17 protein-coding genes are annotated in these 15584 nt (G+C 54.8%); 8 read left to right on the forward strand and 9 right to left on the reverse strand.

Annotation, left to right across the window (positions count from 1 at the left end):
* Nucleotides 1-4 precede the first annotated feature (4 nt).
* On the reverse strand, nucleotides 5-937 hold the full coding sequence (gene rfaD, locus GKAS_RS12850) for an ADP-glyceromanno-heptose 6-epimerase (RefSeq protein ID WP_035894693.1): 933 nt from the start codon (nucleotides 935-937) through the stop codon (nucleotides 5-7).
* A gap of 217 nt (nucleotides 938-1154) precedes the next feature.
* Here rfaD and kbl point away from each other — a divergent pair, with 217 nt between their 5' ends.
* Entirely contained in the window at nucleotides 1155-2351 is a 1197-nt protein-coding gene (gene kbl / locus GKAS_RS12855; protein WP_035894694.1) for a glycine C-acetyltransferase, read from the forward strand.
* A 9-nt stretch (nucleotides 2352-2360) separates the two neighbouring features.
* Nucleotides 2361-3386: an L-threonine 3-dehydrogenase gene (gene tdh, locus GKAS_RS12860; RefSeq protein WP_035894695.1), complete on the forward strand. Its 1026-nt coding sequence runs from the start codon at nucleotides 2361-2363 to the stop codon at nucleotides 3384-3386.
* 60 nt (nucleotides 3387-3446) lie between these two features.
* On the opposite strand, the gene GKAS_RS12865 is transcribed toward tdh, so the two are convergent.
* Nucleotides 3447-4133, reverse strand: a complete 687-nt coding sequence (locus GKAS_RS12865; RefSeq protein WP_035894696.1) for a lipopolysaccharide core heptose(II) kinase RfaY — start codon at nucleotides 4131-4133, stop codon at nucleotides 3447-3449.
* A 484-nt stretch (nucleotides 4134-4617) separates the two neighbouring features.
* On the opposite strand from GKAS_RS12865, the gene GKAS_RS12870 reads away from it, so the two are divergent.
* Nucleotides 4618-5652 carry a glycosyltransferase gene (locus tag GKAS_RS12870; RefSeq protein WP_035894697.1) on the forward strand — a complete coding sequence of 345 codons (1035 nt, stop codon included), beginning with the start codon at nucleotides 4618-4620 and terminating at the stop codon, nucleotides 5650-5652.
* On the opposite strand, the gene GKAS_RS12875 is transcribed toward GKAS_RS12870, so the two are convergent.
* Genes GKAS_RS12875 through gpmM form a run of 3 tightly spaced genes read right to left on the reverse strand, consistent with a single transcriptional unit; the run spans nucleotide 5653 to nucleotide 9411 of the window.
* On the reverse strand, nucleotides 5653-6579 hold the full coding sequence (locus GKAS_RS12875) for a divergent polysaccharide deacetylase family protein (protein ID WP_035894698.1): 927 nt from the start codon (nucleotides 6577-6579) through the stop codon (nucleotides 5653-5655).
* 3 nt (nucleotides 6580-6582) lie between these two features.
* Entirely contained in the window at nucleotides 6583-7854 is a 1272-nt protein-coding gene (envC, locus tag GKAS_RS12880) for a murein hydrolase activator EnvC (RefSeq protein ID WP_035894699.1), read from the reverse strand.
* 9 nt (nucleotides 7855-7863) lie between these two features.
* Nucleotides 7864-9411 carry a 2,3-bisphosphoglycerate-independent phosphoglycerate mutase gene (gene gpmM / locus GKAS_RS12885; RefSeq protein ID WP_035894700.1) on the reverse strand — a complete coding sequence of 516 codons (1548 nt, stop codon included), beginning with the start codon at nucleotides 9409-9411 and terminating at the stop codon, nucleotides 7864-7866.
* Between the two features lie 248 nt (nucleotides 9412-9659).
* On the opposite strand from gpmM, the gene GKAS_RS12890 reads away from it, so the two are divergent.
* The 5 genes from GKAS_RS12890 (at nucleotide 9660) to cysE (ending at nucleotide 12851) form a co-directional block, all read left to right on the forward strand.
* Nucleotides 9660-10091, forward strand: a complete 432-nt coding sequence (locus GKAS_RS12890; protein ID WP_035894704.1) for a rhodanese-like domain-containing protein — start codon at nucleotides 9660-9662, stop codon at nucleotides 10089-10091.
* Between the two features lie 38 nt (nucleotides 10092-10129).
* Nucleotides 10130-10381, forward strand: coding sequence for a glutaredoxin 3 (grxC, locus tag GKAS_RS12895; protein ID WP_035894705.1), 252 nt, complete (start codon nucleotides 10130-10132; stop codon nucleotides 10379-10381).
* Between the two features lie 84 nt (nucleotides 10382-10465).
* Nucleotides 10466-10933, forward strand: a complete 468-nt coding sequence (gene secB / locus GKAS_RS12900; protein ID WP_035894706.1) for a protein-export chaperone SecB — start codon at nucleotides 10466-10468, stop codon at nucleotides 10931-10933.
* Entirely contained in the window at nucleotides 10933-11952 is a 1020-nt protein-coding gene (gene gpsA, locus GKAS_RS12905) for an NAD(P)H-dependent glycerol-3-phosphate dehydrogenase (protein ID WP_035894707.1), read from the forward strand. Before secB ends, gpsA begins: the two co-directional genes overlap by 1 nt.
* Nucleotides 11953-12029: 77 nt before the next feature.
* On the forward strand, nucleotides 12030-12851 hold the full coding sequence (gene cysE / locus GKAS_RS12910; RefSeq protein ID WP_035894708.1) for a serine O-acetyltransferase: 822 nt from the start codon (nucleotides 12030-12032) through the stop codon (nucleotides 12849-12851).
* Nucleotides 12852-12930: 79 nt separating this feature from the next.
* On the opposite strand, the gene trmL is transcribed toward cysE, so the two are convergent.
* The 4 genes from trmL to GKAS_RS25565 form a co-directional block, all read right to left on the reverse strand.
* Nucleotides 12931-13404 carry a tRNA (uridine(34)/cytosine(34)/5-carboxymethylaminomethyluridine(34)-2'-O)-methyltransferase TrmL gene (trmL, locus tag GKAS_RS12915; RefSeq protein ID WP_035894709.1) on the reverse strand — a complete coding sequence of 158 codons (474 nt, stop codon included), beginning with the start codon at nucleotides 13402-13404 and terminating at the stop codon, nucleotides 12931-12933.
* 163 nt (nucleotides 13405-13567) lie between these two features.
* Complete coding sequence (gene lldD / locus GKAS_RS12920) at nucleotides 13568-14752, reverse strand: FMN-dependent L-lactate dehydrogenase LldD (protein ID WP_035894710.1); 1185 nt, start codon at nucleotides 14750-14752, stop codon at nucleotides 13568-13570.
* A complete protein-coding gene (gene lldR, locus GKAS_RS12925) occupies nucleotides 14749-15525 on the reverse strand; it encodes a transcriptional regulator LldR (protein ID WP_035894719.1) in 777 nt (258 codons plus the stop codon). Before lldR ends, lldD begins: the two co-directional genes overlap by 4 nt.
* The coding region (locus GKAS_RS25565) for a hypothetical protein (RefSeq protein WP_425590903.1) at nucleotides 15522-15584 on the reverse strand (63 nt) is incomplete at its 5' end. The genes GKAS_RS25565 and lldR, both read right to left, overlap by 4 nt.

Consider the following 15584-nt stretch of genomic DNA (forward strand, 5'->3'; position numbering starts at 1 on the left):
CTTCTTACGCGTCGCGGTTCAGCCAGGCCATATATTCCGTTACGCCTTCGGCGACGGTCTTAAACGGCTTATCGTAGCCTGCTGCGCGCAGGTTGGTCAGATCGGCCTGGGTGAACGCCTGATAGCGGCCTTTCAGTTTGTCCGGGAACGGAATGTATTCGATGCTGCCTTTTTTGTGGTACGCCAGGGTGGCATCTGCAACGGCCTGGAAGGATTCTGCGCGGCCGGTGCCCAGGTTAAAGATGCCGGATTTGCCGTTTTCCCAGAACCACAGGTTCACTGCGGCAACGTCGCCAACGTAGACGAAGTCACGTTTGAAGCCGTCGCTGCCTTCGAACAGTTTCGGGCTTTCGCCATTGTTCAACTGGGTGTTCAGGTGGAACGCCACGCTCGCCATGCTGCCTTTGTGCCCTTCACGTGGGCCATAGACGTTGAAGTAACGGAAACCGACGATTGGGGAATCCACTTCTGGCATGATGCGACGTACGTATTCGTCGAACAGGAATTTGGAGTAGCCGTAAACGTTCAGCGGTTTTTCAAACTCACGGGACTCGATGAAGTCGCTGGTGCGGCCGCCGTAGGTGGCTGCGGAAGAGGCGTACAGGAACGGAATTTCACGCTCCAGGCAGTAGTGCAGCAGCTCTTTGGAGTACTGATAGTTGTTATCCATCACGTACTTACCGTCCCACTCGGTGGTGGAAGAGCAGGCACCTTCGTGGAAGACCGCTTCGATGTCACCGAACTCTTCACCGGCCATAACCTGGATCAGAAAGTCTTCTTTATCCATGTAGTCAGTGATGTCCAGATCGACCAGGTTCACAAACTTGGTGCCATCTTTCAGGTTATCCACCACCAGAATGTCGGTGATGCCTTTGTCATTGAGCGCTTTCACGATGTTGCTGCCAATAAAGCCAGCGCCGCCGGTAACGATAATCATAACTGTAACCTTTGAAATGAATAGGCCCTGGACAATCCCGGGCACGAATACCCTTTATCATATCATCACATTGCTAAGCCTTCAGCCTTTCGCCGTGTCGTGAACATCAGGCCACGTGATTTATGCTGCAAATAATTCATTCAGAAATGCATCATCTCGTATCTGCGTATAGCTTTGGGTAATATGTGCCAAATTTTACCGGATCTGGAGAGTTGCAATGCGTGGTGATTTCTACAAACAGTTAACGAACGACCTGGACACCGCTCGCGCGGAAGGGTTGTTTAAAGAAGAACGTATTATCACCTCCGCTCAGCAGGCGGATATCACCGTGGGCGACGGCAGCCATGTCATCAACTTCTGTGCCAACAACTACCTTGGCCTGGCGAACCATCCTGAACTGATTAACGCCGCGAAAGCGGGCATGGACAGCCACGGGTTTGGTATGGCTTCAGTCCGTTTTATCTGCGGCACCCAGGACAGCCACAAGGTGCTGGAGCAGAAGCTGGCGAGCTTCCTCGGTATGGAAGATGCGATTCTGTACTCCTCCTGCTTCGACGCCAACGGCGGCCTGTTTGAGACGCTGTTGGGCGCAGAAGACGCCATTATCTCCGACGCCCTGAACCATGCCTCAATTATCGACGGCGTGCGTCTGTGCAAGGCGAAGCGGTTCCGTTACGCCAACAACGATATGGCTGAGCTGGAAGAACGCCTGAAAGAAGCGCGTGCTGCCGGTGCGCGTCATGTGCTGATTGCCACCGATGGCGTGTTCTCCATGGACGGCGTGATCGCCAACCTGAAAGGCGTGTGCGATCTGGCGGACAAATACGATGCGCTGGTGATGGTCGATGACTCCCACGCCGTCGGTTTTGTCGGCGAAAACGGCCGTGGTTCCCATGAATACTGCGACGTGATGGGCCGTGTGGACATCATCACCGGCACGCTGGGCAAAGCGCTCGGCGGCGCGTCCGGCGGCTATACCGCTGCGCGCAAAGAGGTGGTGGAGTGGTTGCGTCAGCGCTCTCGCCCGTACCTGTTCTCCAATTCCCTGGCGCCAGCCATCGTTGCCGCGTCTATCAAAGTACTCGAAATGGTCGGGTCCGGCGCTGAGCTGCGCGATCGCCTGTGGGCCAATGCGCGTCTGTTCCGCGAAAAAATGACCGCGGCAGGTTTCACCCTTGCGGGTGCCGATCACGCCATTATTCCGGTGATGCTGGGTGATGCCGTTATCGCGCAGAACTTTGCCCGTGAGCTGCAAAAAGAAGGGATCTACGTGACCGGCTTCTTCTTCCCGGTCGTACCAAAAGGCCAGGCGCGTATTCGCACCCAGATGTCGGCGGCGCATACGACGGAACAAATTGAACGTGCGGTGGAAGCCTTTACCCGCATCGGTAAACAACTGGGCGTCATTGCCTAAGGGTGTGAGATGAAAGCGTTATCCAAACTGAAAGCGGAAGAAGGGATCTGGATGACCGATGTTCCGGAACCGGAACTCGGCCATAACGACCTGCTGATTAAAATTCGCAAAACCGCTATCTGCGGTACCGATGTGCATATCTACAACTGGGATGAATGGTCACAGAAGACCATCCCAGTTCCGATGGTTGTCGGCCACGAGTACGTGGGTGAAGTGGTCGGGATTGGTCAGGAAGTGCGTGGCTTTAAAATCGGCGACCGCGTCTCCGGTGAAGGCCATATCACCTGCGGCCACTGCCGTAACTGCCGCGCCGGTCGTACTCACCTGTGCCGTAACACCATTGGCGTGGGCGTAAACCGCCCAGGCTGCTTCGCGGAATATCTGGTGATCCCTGCGTTTAACGCCTTCAAAATCCCGGACAATATCTCTGACGATCTGGCCTCTATCTTCGATCCATTCGGCAATGCGGTGCACACGGCGCTCTCCTTCGACCTGGTGGGTGAAGATGTGCTGGTCTCCGGTGCGGGCCCGATTGGCGTGATGGCGGCAGCCGTGGCGAAGCATGTGGGTGCGCGTAACGTGGTAATCACCGACGTGAACGAATACCGTCTGGATCTGGCGCGCAAAATGGGCGTTACCCGCGCGGTTAACGTTTCCAAAGAGAATCTGAACGATGTGATGGCTGAGCTGGGTATGACCGAAGGCTTCGATGTGGGCCTGGAGATGTCCGGCGCGCCGCCGGCGTTCCGTTCTATGCTCGACACCATGAACCACGGTGGGCGTATCGCGATGCTGGGGATTCCGCCATCTGATATGTCTATCGACTGGACCAAAGTTATCTTTAAGGGACTGTTTATTAAAGGTATCTACGGCCGTGAAATGTTTGAAACCTGGTACAAGATGGCGGCGTTGATCCAGTCTGGTCTGGATCTGTCACCGATGATTACCCACCGTTTCGGCATTGATGACTTCCAGAAAGGCTTTGACGCCATGCGTTCCGGTCAGTCGGGTAAAGTGGTACTGAGCTGGGATTAGGTATTAAGCTGGTAGGATGAATAGCGAATAGCCAGATATGATAAATATCTGGCTATTTTTTTACTTGCCACGAATTTTTCGCGAGAGCCGGCGCAGTTTTTCTTTTAATAAAATCAGCTTATAAACGAAACCATGACCCTGAATATCGATGTTGTACTTATTCCGGAGCGTAATGATATCGTTCGCCCGGCATATTTTCATACTGCCCTTGCATGAGAGATCGATAACTTTAAGTTCACCTGATGGTGTCCTGATAAAATTGCCAGGGTGAATGTCATTTGAAGCAAGACCAGCGTTGTGAAGTTTGATAATACAGTCTTTTACATCCTGCGCGTTGCTTTCGTTAATCTCGGTAAGGGGCTCGCCGTCAATATATTCATGAATGGTAGATACTTCAACGCATTGACGTAATTGACATTTTTCAGCCACGTAGTAGAGATCTGCGGTGCAGGCACGCTGCTCGGGTGTTAGCCGCCCAAGTCGCTTAATCATGTTTGAATAAAAGGGGCCAAAAATAAAGTTTAATGCTTTTTTCTCAAAGCGATGGTCAATTTCGCGATCGTTTTTGACGATAAACTTTTTATTATCATACTCGACAAGATAAACACTCCGAAAACCATTTTCAGCATTTAGTGGTTTTCCCTTTATTTCATTGCGCGCGAATTTTTCCATCAACGAAGGGAAGTTAATATTTTTTTTCTTGAAATAGACGTTAAAACCATCCAATTCAGTCTGAATAATATTCATTAAATTCACCTCCGTATATCTAATCTTGTTGAAATAATAACGCTCTGTATTATACAAAACTGTGTCGCTAACGTTTAGTTAATACATGCTTTTATGTGAAATGAGCAGAAATAACGACTTTTTATTTTATCTAATTGAAAAATATAGATTTATTAAGGGGTGAAATGAGGTTTTTTCGATGTAAAGCATCGATGCCGCAAAGATGCCCGCACCATCATCACCTGCGTATTGTTCATTTTGTGAGAGAGATCAAATCTGCGTTACAAAATCCTTTGCCATACTCAGGTAGAAACAAAGTTAGCAATTTGTGCTATTTTCTGTAACTCAGACGTGTAAAACAAGAGGTTATAAAAGTAGTTAATATAAATTTGTATGGGGCAGGCCTATTTTCCGAGAAATTGTGCGTCTTTTTAAACCTTAATAGTATCTTAATAATCGAGTGATAGAGTAACCACAATCCCATAGATTAGCTGATTACCCTACTATGCAAAGTAAATATAAATTAAGCGTTATTATCCCGTTATATAATGCCGGTGGTTACTTTCGTGACTGTATGGAGTCGTTAATTGCGCAGACCTGGAAAGATCTCGAAATCATTATTGTTAATGATGGTTCTACGGATTGCTCCGTCGATATTGCGCAATACTATGCGGATAATTATCCCCATGTTCGGCTGCTGCATCAGGCTAACCAGGGTGTCTCCGTTGCGCGTAACCTTGGCCTGGATGTGGCCGTAGGGGATTACATCGCATTCGTTGATGCTGATGATGAAGTCTATCCAGATATGTATGAAACGCTGATGGGGATGGCTTTACAGGATAATCTTGATGTTGCACAAGGCAACGCGGACTGGAGTTCGCGGGAAACGTCCCGAGTTTGGGTATCCATTCCAACCGATCGCCTGCGTTCTACCGGTGTCCTGTCCGGCCCGGACTGGTTGCGTATGGGGCTTGCTTCGCGGCGCTGGACGCATGTTCTCTGGATGGGGGTATATAGAAATGACCTCATTAAAGAACACAATATAAGATTTATCCCAGGGTTACATCATCAGGATGTCATGTGGAGTACGGCATTTATGTTTAATGCCACTCGTGTGAGATATACGGAAAAACCGTTATATAAATACTACCAACACGATGGCTCCATTAGCCACATGAAGCGGCAGGGTGAAGCGAATTTAAATTATCAACGGCACTATATTAAAATAACTCGCCTGCTGGATGAGCTTAATCATAGCTACGCTAACCGTATCCCTATCTATCCTGAGTTTAAGCAACAGGTGATTTATGAAGGGCTGCGAGTATGCCACTGCATTCGTAAAGAACCCGATCCACAGATCCGCCAGCGGATGATTGCCGAGGTGTTTGTATCAGGCATGTTTAAACGTATGGTGTGTAACATCCGCAGCGTTAAGCTGGGCTATCAGGTCTTACTCTGGGCTTTGCGGTTCAGCAAATGGCGTGATAAATCACTCACGCCACGTCGCCTGTCACGATTAACGCTAGAATTGAACGACTAACTACTGCCACCCCTGCCACTGCAGCTGCATATACTGCACCAGCGTGCTGTGGGTGATGCTCTCGCTTAACACGTTAAAGAACCGGCTGGCGTAAACTGGCTCCAGCGGTTTTTTCGGTTTGCAGAGCTTCACGCCGCGGAACGGATTGCGCGGTGCGGTTGGCTGACTTTGGGTTGGCAAACTGTTGTTTGGTCTTGAAGTATCAACCTGCGGCTCGTTAAGCAGGCTGCTTGGGCGAACCAGAGTAATGTCCGATGGCAGGTTGTAGACCATCTGCTGCAGTACGCGGACGGTGGTCGGGTGCGGGTGACCAATGGCGATGGCCGAACCGTTGCGGCGCGCTAAATCGATAGCCCGATTAAACTGCACGCGGATATCCGCTTCGTTCTGCGTATCGTCCAGGAAAACCCTGCGCTTAATCACCTTCACGCCGGTCCCGTTAGCGGCGCGCATTGCCTGGCTGTTGCCGATGGTCATGCTGTCGAGGAAGTAGAGGTTATAGCGACTGAGTGCCTGCATCACCTTTTGCATCCCGAACAGGCTGGAAGTCATCGCGCTACCCATATGGTTGTTCAGCCCGACGGCGTACGGCACTTTATCCACCGCTTCACGAATAATCCGTTCGATTTCATCGCTGCTCATGTCCGGGCGAAGGGTGTCCTTCTCCAGCGGCTGCTTGCTGAGCGGCGCCATCGGCAGGTGGATTAACACCTCGTGCCCGCTGTTATGGGCTTTGGTGGCCATTTCACGCGCGTGAGGCGCGTTGGGTAACACCGCGACGGAAATGGTGGAGGGCATCGCCAGCACCTGGTTTTCCGTCTGTGGACGATAACCAAAGTCATCGATAACGATTGATAATTTACCGGCGTAGCTCGGTGCGGCTAATGCCAGCGCACCGAGTAAAGCTATCCTGCGAAATTGAAGCAAAACTTATCTTCCCAACCACGGCAGTGGATTGACCGCCTGACCCTGACGGCGAATTTCGAAATAGAGCGACGGTCTACCCTGACCGCCACTGTTGCCCACCAGAGCGATAGGCTGACCGGCGCGCACCTGTGTGCCAACGCTGACCAGCGCGCTTTGGTTATAACCGTACAGGCTCATATCGCCTTTACCGTGCTCGACCACGACCACAAGGCCGTAACCCTGAAGCCAGTCGGCAAGGATGACGCGCCCATCGGCGATGGCTTTCACTTCAGTGCCTTCCGCTGCGCTTATCACCATCCCCTTCCAACGTAGCTCACCTTGGAGCTGTTCGCCATATCGATGAAGCGTTGTGCCGCGAACGGGCCAGAAAGCCTGACCGCGTGGTGCGCCCAGGCCGCCGGTACGGGCCATCAGCGAACGTTCACTTTCGGAAGGTTTGTAGGTGGTGCCTTTACGGGTAGCTTCTTGCTGACGGTTGCGCACGGCTTCCGCTTCACGCGCTTCGCGTTCGGCGCGGGCTTTAGCAGCAGCTTCCGCGCGGGCAATGCTGCTACGCAGACGGGATTCGTTGGCGCGCAGTTCGCCGAGCTGCTGTTGGCCTGCCTGAATGGAGGATTCGAGCCCGGAAATGGTTTTCTGACGTTCATTACGCGCCGCTTCGAGTTTAGCCTGCTGGGCTTTCTGCTCGTACAGCAGCGTTTGCTGCTCGCTCTGCTTCTCTTCCAGCTCGGTTTTCTGCGCGGCGACTTCTTCGCGGGTCTGCTTAAGCTCGGCGATGGTTTCCTGGCGAGCCTGGTTCAGGTAGCCAAAGTAGGCCTGCAGGCGTTGGCCGCGCTGGCTCTCTTCACCGCTGAGGATAAGCTGAATGCCGGTGTGCTCGCCCTGACGGAATGCGGCATCAAGCTGTGCGGCCAGATTACGCTCCTGCGCCGCCCGCTGTTTTTCCAGCTTGGCGATGGAGGCGTTCATCTCGGCAATCTGCGCGTTAAGCTGCGCCAGCGAGTTTTGCGTTTCACGGAGCTGACGCGCGGCGGCGGCAATGGCCTGTTCCTGCGCTTTAAGCTGGGCGAGAAGGGTAGCGCGTTGTTGTTGCTGTTGGCGTACCGCGCGCTCTTTGGCGGCGATATCGGCCTGAATAGACTGGAGCTGTGAACGGTCGTCCGCATGGGCGGGCGCGGCGCACAGCAATACGCCAGCGCTGAGCGCGCTGGCGTAGAACGTGGACCGAAGCGTCGCCTCGGCCCATTTAATGGAATAAATCGCCTTTCCCCTCATGGGGAGGGATTATTCCACGATGAACAGCGGCTTACCAGTCATCTGTTGCGGGATTTCCATCCCCATCAGCGTCAGCATGGTTGGCGCGATATCGGAGAGCTTGCCGCCTTCCACCGCTTTCACGGTTTTATCGCCAACGTAGATCAGCGGAACCGGCAGGCTGGTGTGTGCAGTGTGCGCCTGGCCGGTAGCCGGGTCACGCATCTGCTCAGCGTTGCCGTGGTCAGCGGTCACCAGCAGCTGGCCGCCTACTTTCTCGACCGCACGAGTCACTTCATCCAGGCAGTGATCCAGCGCTTCAACCGCTTTCACCGCAGCTTCCATCACACCGGTATGGCCAACCATATCGCCGTTCGGGTAGTTACAGATGATGGTGTCGTACTTACCGCTTTCGATAGCGGCAACCAGCTTCTCGGTCAGCTCAGCGGAGCTCATTTCCGGCTGCAGGTCGTAGGTCGCCACTTTCGGGGAGTTGATCAGGATGCGATCTTCGCCTTTGAACGGCTCTTCTACGCCGCCGTTGAAGAAGAAGGTCACGTGCGCGTATTTCTCGGTTTCGGAGATGCGCAGCTGCGTTTTCTCATGCTTCGCCATCCACTCACCGAAGGTATTTTCCAGGGAGGCTGGTGGGTAAGCGCAAGGTGCTTTGATGTCTGCTGCGTATTCGGTCAGCATTATGAAATCGCCCAGCTTCACTTCTTTGTGGCGTTTGAAGCCGTCGAAGTCAGCGTTCACGAACGCGCGGGTGATTTCACGCGCACGGTCAGCACGGAAGTTCATGAAGATCAGCGCATCGCCGTCTTCCATTGCGGCATCGGCCTGGCCGGCTGCACGGATAACGGTGGCTTTCACGAATTCATCGTTTTCATCGCGAGCGTAGGCAGCTTCCAGCGCGGCAACCGCGGTGTCAGCCTGGAATTCGCCTTTGGCTTCAACCAGCAGGTTGTAAGCTTGTTCAACGCGATCCCAACGGTTGTCACGGTCCATCGCATAGTAACGACCGATGATGGAGGCCACGCGGCCTTTGCCCAGCGCGGCAAATTTCTCTTCAAATTTCTGCAGGGAGCCATTGGCGCTGCGCGGTGGGGTGTCGCGACCGTCGAGGAACGCGTGCAGGTAGATTTTTTCTGCGCCACGTTCAGCGGCCAGCTCTACCATTGCCATGATGTGGTCTTCATGGCTGTGTACGCCACCGGCGGACAGCAGGCCCATGATGTGTACCGCTTTACCCGCAGCGACGGCTTTGTCTACCGCGCCAGACAGCACCGGGTTAGCGAAGAAAGTGCGCTCTTTGATTTCGACGTCAAGACGGGTCAGGTCCTGATACACGATACGGCCTGCGCCCAGGTTCACGTGACCGACTTCAGAGTTACCCATCTGACCGTCTGGCAGACCGACTTCCAGGCCAGAAGCGTGGATCAGGGTATGCGGACGTTTTGCCCACAGCGCGTCCATAACCGGAGTTTTAGCGCTGTAAATAGCGTTATCCTGATGCTCTTCGCGGTAGCCGTAGCCATCCAGAATCACCAGTACCATAGGTTTTTTAGTAACCGACATTGCGACAACCTCATGCTCTAAAGACAGAAAATTTGCGTAATTTTACTACAGCTGAATCGATAAAATAACAACGAGAGATCAAAGAAAGCGGGGAGATGGGCGCTGAAAAACGCACAAAACCTCCCTTTTTTCCGTAGCACTCCGCAGAAAACACATTACATCGCGCGCGCTGGCTGTATTTGCGCCACGCCGCAGGTATACTCCATCCCTGGTTTTTAAACATTACACGTCGGGAGCTGTTACCCCCCATGCAAGAGATTATGCAATTTGTTGGTCGTCACCCTGTGCTGAGCATCGCGTGGATCGCGCTGCTGGCGGCCGTGCTGTTCACCACCTTTAAAGGGCTGATGTCTAAAGTTAAGGTCATCAACCGTGGTGAAGCGACCCGTTTGATTAACAAAGAAGACGCGATTGTCGTCGACCTGCGCCAGCGTGATGATTTCCGTAAAGGCCACATTGCCGGTTCCGTGAACCTGCTGCCGGCTGAAATCAAAGCCAACAACGTCGGCGAGCTGGAAAAACACAAAGACAAACCGGTTATCGTCACCGACGGCTCCGGCATGCAGGCGACTGAGTCTGCTAGCGCGCTGCTGAAAGCGGGCTTTGAAAAAGTCTTCGTACTGAAAGAAGGTATCGCAGGCTGGAGCGGTGAAAACCTGCCTCTGGTTCGCGGCAAATAATACCGACTCGTAGATCGGGTAACGTCAGGAGAGCTGTAATGGCCAAGATTGAAATCTATACCAAAGCGACATGCCCTTATTGCCATCGTGCAAAAGCGCTGCTGGCTGAAAAAGGCGTCACCTTCGAAGAACTGCCAATCGACGGCAACGCCGAAAAGCGCGAAGAGATGATTCAGCGCAGCGGCCGCACGACGGTTCCGCAGATTTTTATTGATGCACAGCACATTGGCGGCTGCGACGACTTGTATGCGCTTGATGCACGTGGTGGACTCGATCCCCTGCTGCGCTAATGCTTTGCGAAGCGTTCACGCCTGACCTGGGCGGGCGTGAGGCATTCCGCTTTTTTTAAGGACAACACGAAAGGGTTTTTACACATGTCAGAACAAAACAACGCAGAAATGGCTTTCCAGATTCAGCGCATCTACACCAAAGATGTTTCTTTCGAAGCACCAAATGCGCCACACGTTTTCCAGAAAGATTGGCAGCCAGAGGTTAAACTTGATCTTGATACCGCTTCCAACCAACTGGCTGACGGCGTGTATGAAGTGGTGCTGCGTGTCACCGTAACGGCGAGCCTTGGCGAAGAAACTGCGTTCCTGTGCGAAACTCAACAGGCGGGTATCTTCTCTATCGAAGGTATTGAAGGGACTCAGATGGCCCATTGCCTGGGTGCATACTGCCCGAACATCCTGTTCCCGTATGCGCGTGAATGCATCACCAGCCTGGTTTCCCGTGGGACTTTCCCACAGCTGAACCTTGCGCCGGTTAACTTTGATGCGCTGTTCATGAACTATCTGCAACAGCAGGCTGGCGAAGGTGCAGAACAACATCAGGATGCCTGATGAACGCACTTAATGCTTCAATGACTGTGATCGGTGCCGGCTCGTACGGCACCGCTCTTGCCATCACCGTGGCAAGAAATGGCCATCCGGTTGTACTCTGGGGCCACGATCCCAACCATGTCGCGATGCTACAGCACGATCGCTGCAACGCGGCATTCCTTCCCGACGTTCCGTTCCCCGATACGCTCCACCTCGAAAGCGACCTAGCGACCGCGCTGGCCGCCAGTCGCGATATTCTGGTGGTGGTGCCAAGCCATGTATTTGGCGACGTATTACGTCAGATGAAACCGCTGCTGCGTCCTGATGCTCGTCTGGTCTGGGCAACGAAAGGGCTGGAGGCTGAAACCGGCCGCCTGCTGCAGGACGTGGCGCGTGAAGCGCTGGGCCCGGATATCCCGCTGGCGGTGATTTCTGGACCGACGTTTGCCAAAGAGCTGGCCGCTGGTTTGCCAACGGCGATTTCGCTGGCGGCGACGGACCCGGTCTTTGCCGACGATTTGCAGCAGCTGCTGCACTGCGGTAAGAGTTTCCGCGTGTATAGCAACCCGGATTTCATCGGCGTCCAGTTGGGCGGCGCGGTGAAAAACGTGATTGCGATTGGCGCAGGCATCTCTGACGGCATCGGCTTTGGCGCGAACGCGCGTACGGCGCTTATCACCCGTGGGTTGACTGAAATGTCACGCCTTGGCGTGGCGCTGGGTGCAGACCCGGTGACCTTTATGGGCATGGCGGGGCTCGGTGATTTAGTGCTGACCTGTACCGACAACCAGTCGCGCAACCGTCGTTTCGGTATGGCGCTCGGGAAAGGGGCACAGGTTCAGGAAGCGCAAGACAGTATTGGCCAGGTGGTCGAAGGTTACCGTAATACCAAAGAAGTCCGCGAGTTGGCGCACCGTGTAGGTGTCGAAATGCCAATAACCGAGGAAATTTATCAGGTATTATATTGCGGAAAAAACGCGCGCGAGGCAGCATTGACCTTATTAGGTCGTGCACGCAAGGATGAGCATAGCGGCAACTAATCGCAGGAAACCTTTGTCATCCCGACGATCCGGCAAGCGCAGACTTGCCGATCGTTCCAATATGTCTGGAGTAAGCAATGTCGTGTGAAGAACTGGAAATTGTCTGGAACAATATTAAAGCGGAAGCCAGGGCTCTGGCGGACTGTGAGCCTATGCTCGCCAGCTTCTATCATGCGACGCTACTCAAGCACGAAAATCTCGGCAGTGCCTTAAGCTACATGCTTGCCAACAAACTGGCTTCACCGATTATGCCCGCCATCGCCATTCGCGAAGTGGTAGAGGAAGCATACGCCGCCGACCCGGAAATGATCGCCTCTGCCGCCTGTGATATCCAGGCCGTGCGCACCCGCGACCCGGCGGTCGACAAATACTCAACGCCGCTGCTGTACCTGAAAGGCTTCCACGCGTTACAAGCCTATCGCATTGGCCATTGGCTGTGGGGGCAAGGGCGACGCGCGCTGGCCATTTTCCTGCAAAATCAGGTATCGGTGTCGTTCCAGGTGGATATTCACCCGGCGGCGAAGATTGGCCGTGGCATCATGCTCGACCATGCGACCGGTATTGTAGTGGGTGAAACGGCCGTTATTGAAAACGACGTCTCTATCCTACAGTCCGTTACCCTTGGCGGTACCGGTAAAACCAGCGGCGACCGTCACCCAAAAATCCGCGAAGGCGTGATGATTGGCGCCGGGGCGAAGATCCTCGGCAATATCGAAGTGGGTCGCGGTGCGAAGATTGGCGCGGGTTCCGTGGTTCTTCAGCCTGTCCCACCACACACTACCGCGGCGGGTGTACCGGCGCGTATCGTTGGTAAGCCGGAGTCGGACAAACCGGCAATGGATATGGACCAGCACTTCAACGGCATCAACCACGGATTTGAGTACGGCGACGGGATTTGATTCTTTGCCCGGTGGCGCTGCGCTTACCGGGCCTACCAAACCGTAGGCCGGATAAGGCGTAGCCGCCATCCGGCAAATATCAACTGCGCAATACCGCGCCCGGATACCCCAGCTGGCGCCACGCCTCATACACCACCACCGACACCGCGTTCGACAGGTTCATGCTGCGGCTATCCGGCATCATTGGAATACGAATTTTTTGCTCAGGCGGCAGTGCGTCCAGAATGGTCGAGGGCAGCCCGCGGGTTTCCGGGCCAAACATCAGATAGTCGCCGTCCTGATAGCTCACCGCGCTGTGCGCGGGCGTGCCTTTGGTGGTCAGGGCAAACAGACGCTGCGGATTTTCGCTCTCAACAAACGCGGCGTAATCGGCATAGCGCGTGACGGCGGTGAACTCGTGGTAGTCCAGCCCGGCGCGGCGTAGGCGTTTGTCGTCCCAGGCAAAGCCCATTGGTTCGATGATGTGCAGACGAAAACCGGTGTTGGCGCAAAGACGGATGATATTCCCGGTATTGGGCGGGATTTCAGGTTCGAATAAAACGATGTTAAGCATGCTGCCCCCTTGGATTGCGGGGGGCAGGATAGCAGAATTTGGGGAAACCCTCACCCCGGCCCTCTCCCTGAAAGGGAGAGGGAGGAGAACCGGTCCGCGAGCGAGCAAACGATACAAAACCGTCCCCTCGCCCCTTTGGGGAGAGGGGGGAAACCGTAGAGACCTACGCCGCGCTCCCTTGCTGAATAGCCCCAAACGCCTGCGCCACTTCCGCACTCTGCACCAGCGAATCGCGGCTAATCTCGTTAATCGATTTTGCCCCTGTCAGCGTCATCGCCACCTTCATCTCTTTCTCAACCAGATTCAGCAGGTTAGCGACACCCGCCTGGCCGTGAGTCGCGAGCGCATACAAATACGCACGTCCCAGCAGCACGCTATCTGCGCCCAGCGCAATCATGCGCACCACGTCCAGACCGTTACGAATACCGCTGTCGGCCAGGATCGTAATATCGCCTTTTACGGCGTCAGCAATTGCCGGTAGCGCGCGGGCGGAGGAGAGTACGCCGTCAAGCTGACGGCCGCCGTGGTTAGAGACAACGATTCCGTCGGCGCCGAAGCGTACCGCGTCGCGGGCATCTTCCGGGTCGAGGATCCCTTTGATCACCATCGGACCATCCCAGAATTCGCGGATCCACTCCAGGTCTTTCCACGAAATAGACGGATCGAAGTTATTCGCCAGCCAACCGATGTAATCTTCCAGCCCGGTTGGTTTGCCGAGGTAGGTGGAGATATTGCCTAAATCGTGCGGACGACCGTTCAGACCGACGTCCCATGCCCATTGTGGATGTGTGGCGGCCTGCCAGTAGCGGCGCATGGCGGCGTTCGGGCCGCTCATGCCGGAGTGCGCATCGCGGTAGCGCGCGCCTGGGGTTGGCATATCGACGGTAAAGACCAACGTTGAACAGCCTGCCGCTTTGGCGCGCTCCAGGGCGTTGCGCATAAAGCCGCGATCGCGCAGAACGTATAGCTGGAACCACATCGGGCGCTTGATGGTCGGCGCGACCTCTTCAATCGGGCAGACTGACACGGTGGAAAGCGTAAACGGAATGCCTTTGGCATCGGCGGCGGCGGCGGCCTGAACCTCACCGCGACGAGCGTACATGCCGCACAGACCAACCGGCGCCAGCGCCACCGGCATCGAGAGCTGCTCTTTGAACAGCGTGGTTTCGAGGCTCAGGTCGGACATATTTCTCAGGATGCGCTGACGCAGCGCCACATCTGACAGGTCTTCCACGTTGCGGCGCAGGGTGTGTTCCGCATACGCGCCACCGTCAATGTAGTGGAACAGAAACGGCGGCAGAATGCGCTGGGCAGCGGCACGGTAGTCACTCGCGGCGGAAATAATCATGCTTTTTTCTCCCTGGAAAGTTCAGTGTGGTCGTCGGGCAGGCGGGTACTCCGCGCCTGGCGGGCCAGGTCTTCATCAAAACGTTTAATAGTGGTGTGGACAAAGCCGAGGTGCGCCATCATCGCCTGACGCGCGCCTTCAGCATCGCCAGCGGTAATGGCGTCGAGGACGGCCAGATGCTGTTCGGTGAGCTTCGCAAAGACCGGCGGCACCAGATACATGCGCTCGCGGCTCTGAATAACCGAAGATTGCAGCAGGTCGAAAAAGCCGCGCATGGTTTGCAGCAGCACCACGTTATGGGACGCCTCGGCGATGGCCAGATGAAAGCGAACGTCGGCCTGTGAGGCGAGGTCCGGGTCGTCGCTTTGGGTCGCTTCAAAGCAGAGGCGGATTTTTTCTTTATCGGAATCGGTCGCGCGCATCGCGGCGTACCATGCGGTGCTGGCTTCAATGGCGTGGCGGGCTTCGAGGATATCGAAGCTGTAGTCCGGGTCATCGGCCAGCAGGGTTTTCAGCGGTTGCACAATATTCTGTTCAGACCAGCCCTCATGCTGCCAGCGCACGAAGGTGCCGCCGCCGCGACGGCTGAGCAGCAATCCTTCGCTCACCAGCTTCGCCAGCGCTTCGCGCAGAGAGTTGCGCGAGACGCCAAGCTGGGCTGCCAGCTTTCTTTCGGCGGGTAATCGCATCCCCGCCTCCAGCTGTTGTTCCTCAATCAATGCCCGCACGCGGCAGGCGACATCGTCTGACAGACGTTTGGGCAGTATTATCACGGAATCATCCAGGTTAAGACGTAAGCCTGCAGCGTCGTTATCACGCCCACCATACAGGT

It is taken from the genome of Kluyvera ascorbata ATCC 33433 (genome assembly GCF_000735365.1).
Taxonomy (GTDB): domain Bacteria; phylum Pseudomonadota; class Gammaproteobacteria; order Enterobacterales; family Enterobacteriaceae; genus Kluyvera; species Kluyvera ascorbata.

Bases quoted from the DNA above. Each gene is read 5' to 3' on its own strand.
- rfaD (WP_035894693.1), bottom strand. From the start codon at position 937: ATGATTATCGTTACCGGCGGCGCTGGCTTTATTGGCAGCAACATCGTG.
- kbl (WP_035894694.1), top strand. From the start codon at position 1,155: ATGCGTGGTGATTTCTACAAACAGTTAACGAACGACCTGGACACCGCT.
- tdh (WP_035894695.1), top strand. From the start codon at position 2,361: ATGAAAGCGTTATCCAAACTGAAAGCGGAAGAAGGGATCTGGATGACC.
- GKAS_RS12865 (WP_035894696.1), bottom strand. From the start codon at position 4,133: ATGAATATTATTCAGACTGAATTGGATGGTTTTAACGTCTATTTCAAG.
- GKAS_RS12870 (WP_035894697.1), top strand. From the start codon at position 4,618: ATGCAAAGTAAATATAAATTAAGCGTTATTATCCCGTTATATAATGCC.
- envC (WP_035894699.1), bottom strand. From the start codon at position 7,854: ATGAGGGGAAAGGCGATTTATTCCATTAAATGGGCCGAGGCGACGCTT.
- gpmM (WP_035894700.1), bottom strand. From the start codon at position 9,411: ATGTCGGTTACTAAAAAACCTATGGTACTGGTGATTCTGGATGGCTAC.
- GKAS_RS12890 (WP_035894704.1), top strand. From the start codon at position 9,660: ATGCAAGAGATTATGCAATTTGTTGGTCGTCACCCTGTGCTGAGCATC.
- grxC (WP_035894705.1), top strand. From the start codon at position 10,130: ATGGCCAAGATTGAAATCTATACCAAAGCGACATGCCCTTATTGCCAT.
- secB (WP_035894706.1), top strand. From the start codon at position 10,466: ATGTCAGAACAAAACAACGCAGAAATGGCTTTCCAGATTCAGCGCATC.
- gpsA (WP_035894707.1), top strand. From the start codon at position 10,933: ATGAACGCACTTAATGCTTCAATGACTGTGATCGGTGCCGGCTCGTAC.
- cysE (WP_035894708.1), top strand. From the start codon at position 12,030: ATGTCGTGTGAAGAACTGGAAATTGTCTGGAACAATATTAAAGCGGAA.
- trmL (WP_035894709.1), bottom strand. From the start codon at position 13,404: ATGCTTAACATCGTTTTATTCGAACCTGAAATCCCGCCCAATACCGGG.
- lldD (WP_035894710.1), bottom strand. From the start codon at position 14,752: ATGATTATTTCCGCCGCGAGTGACTACCGTGCCGCTGCCCAGCGCATT.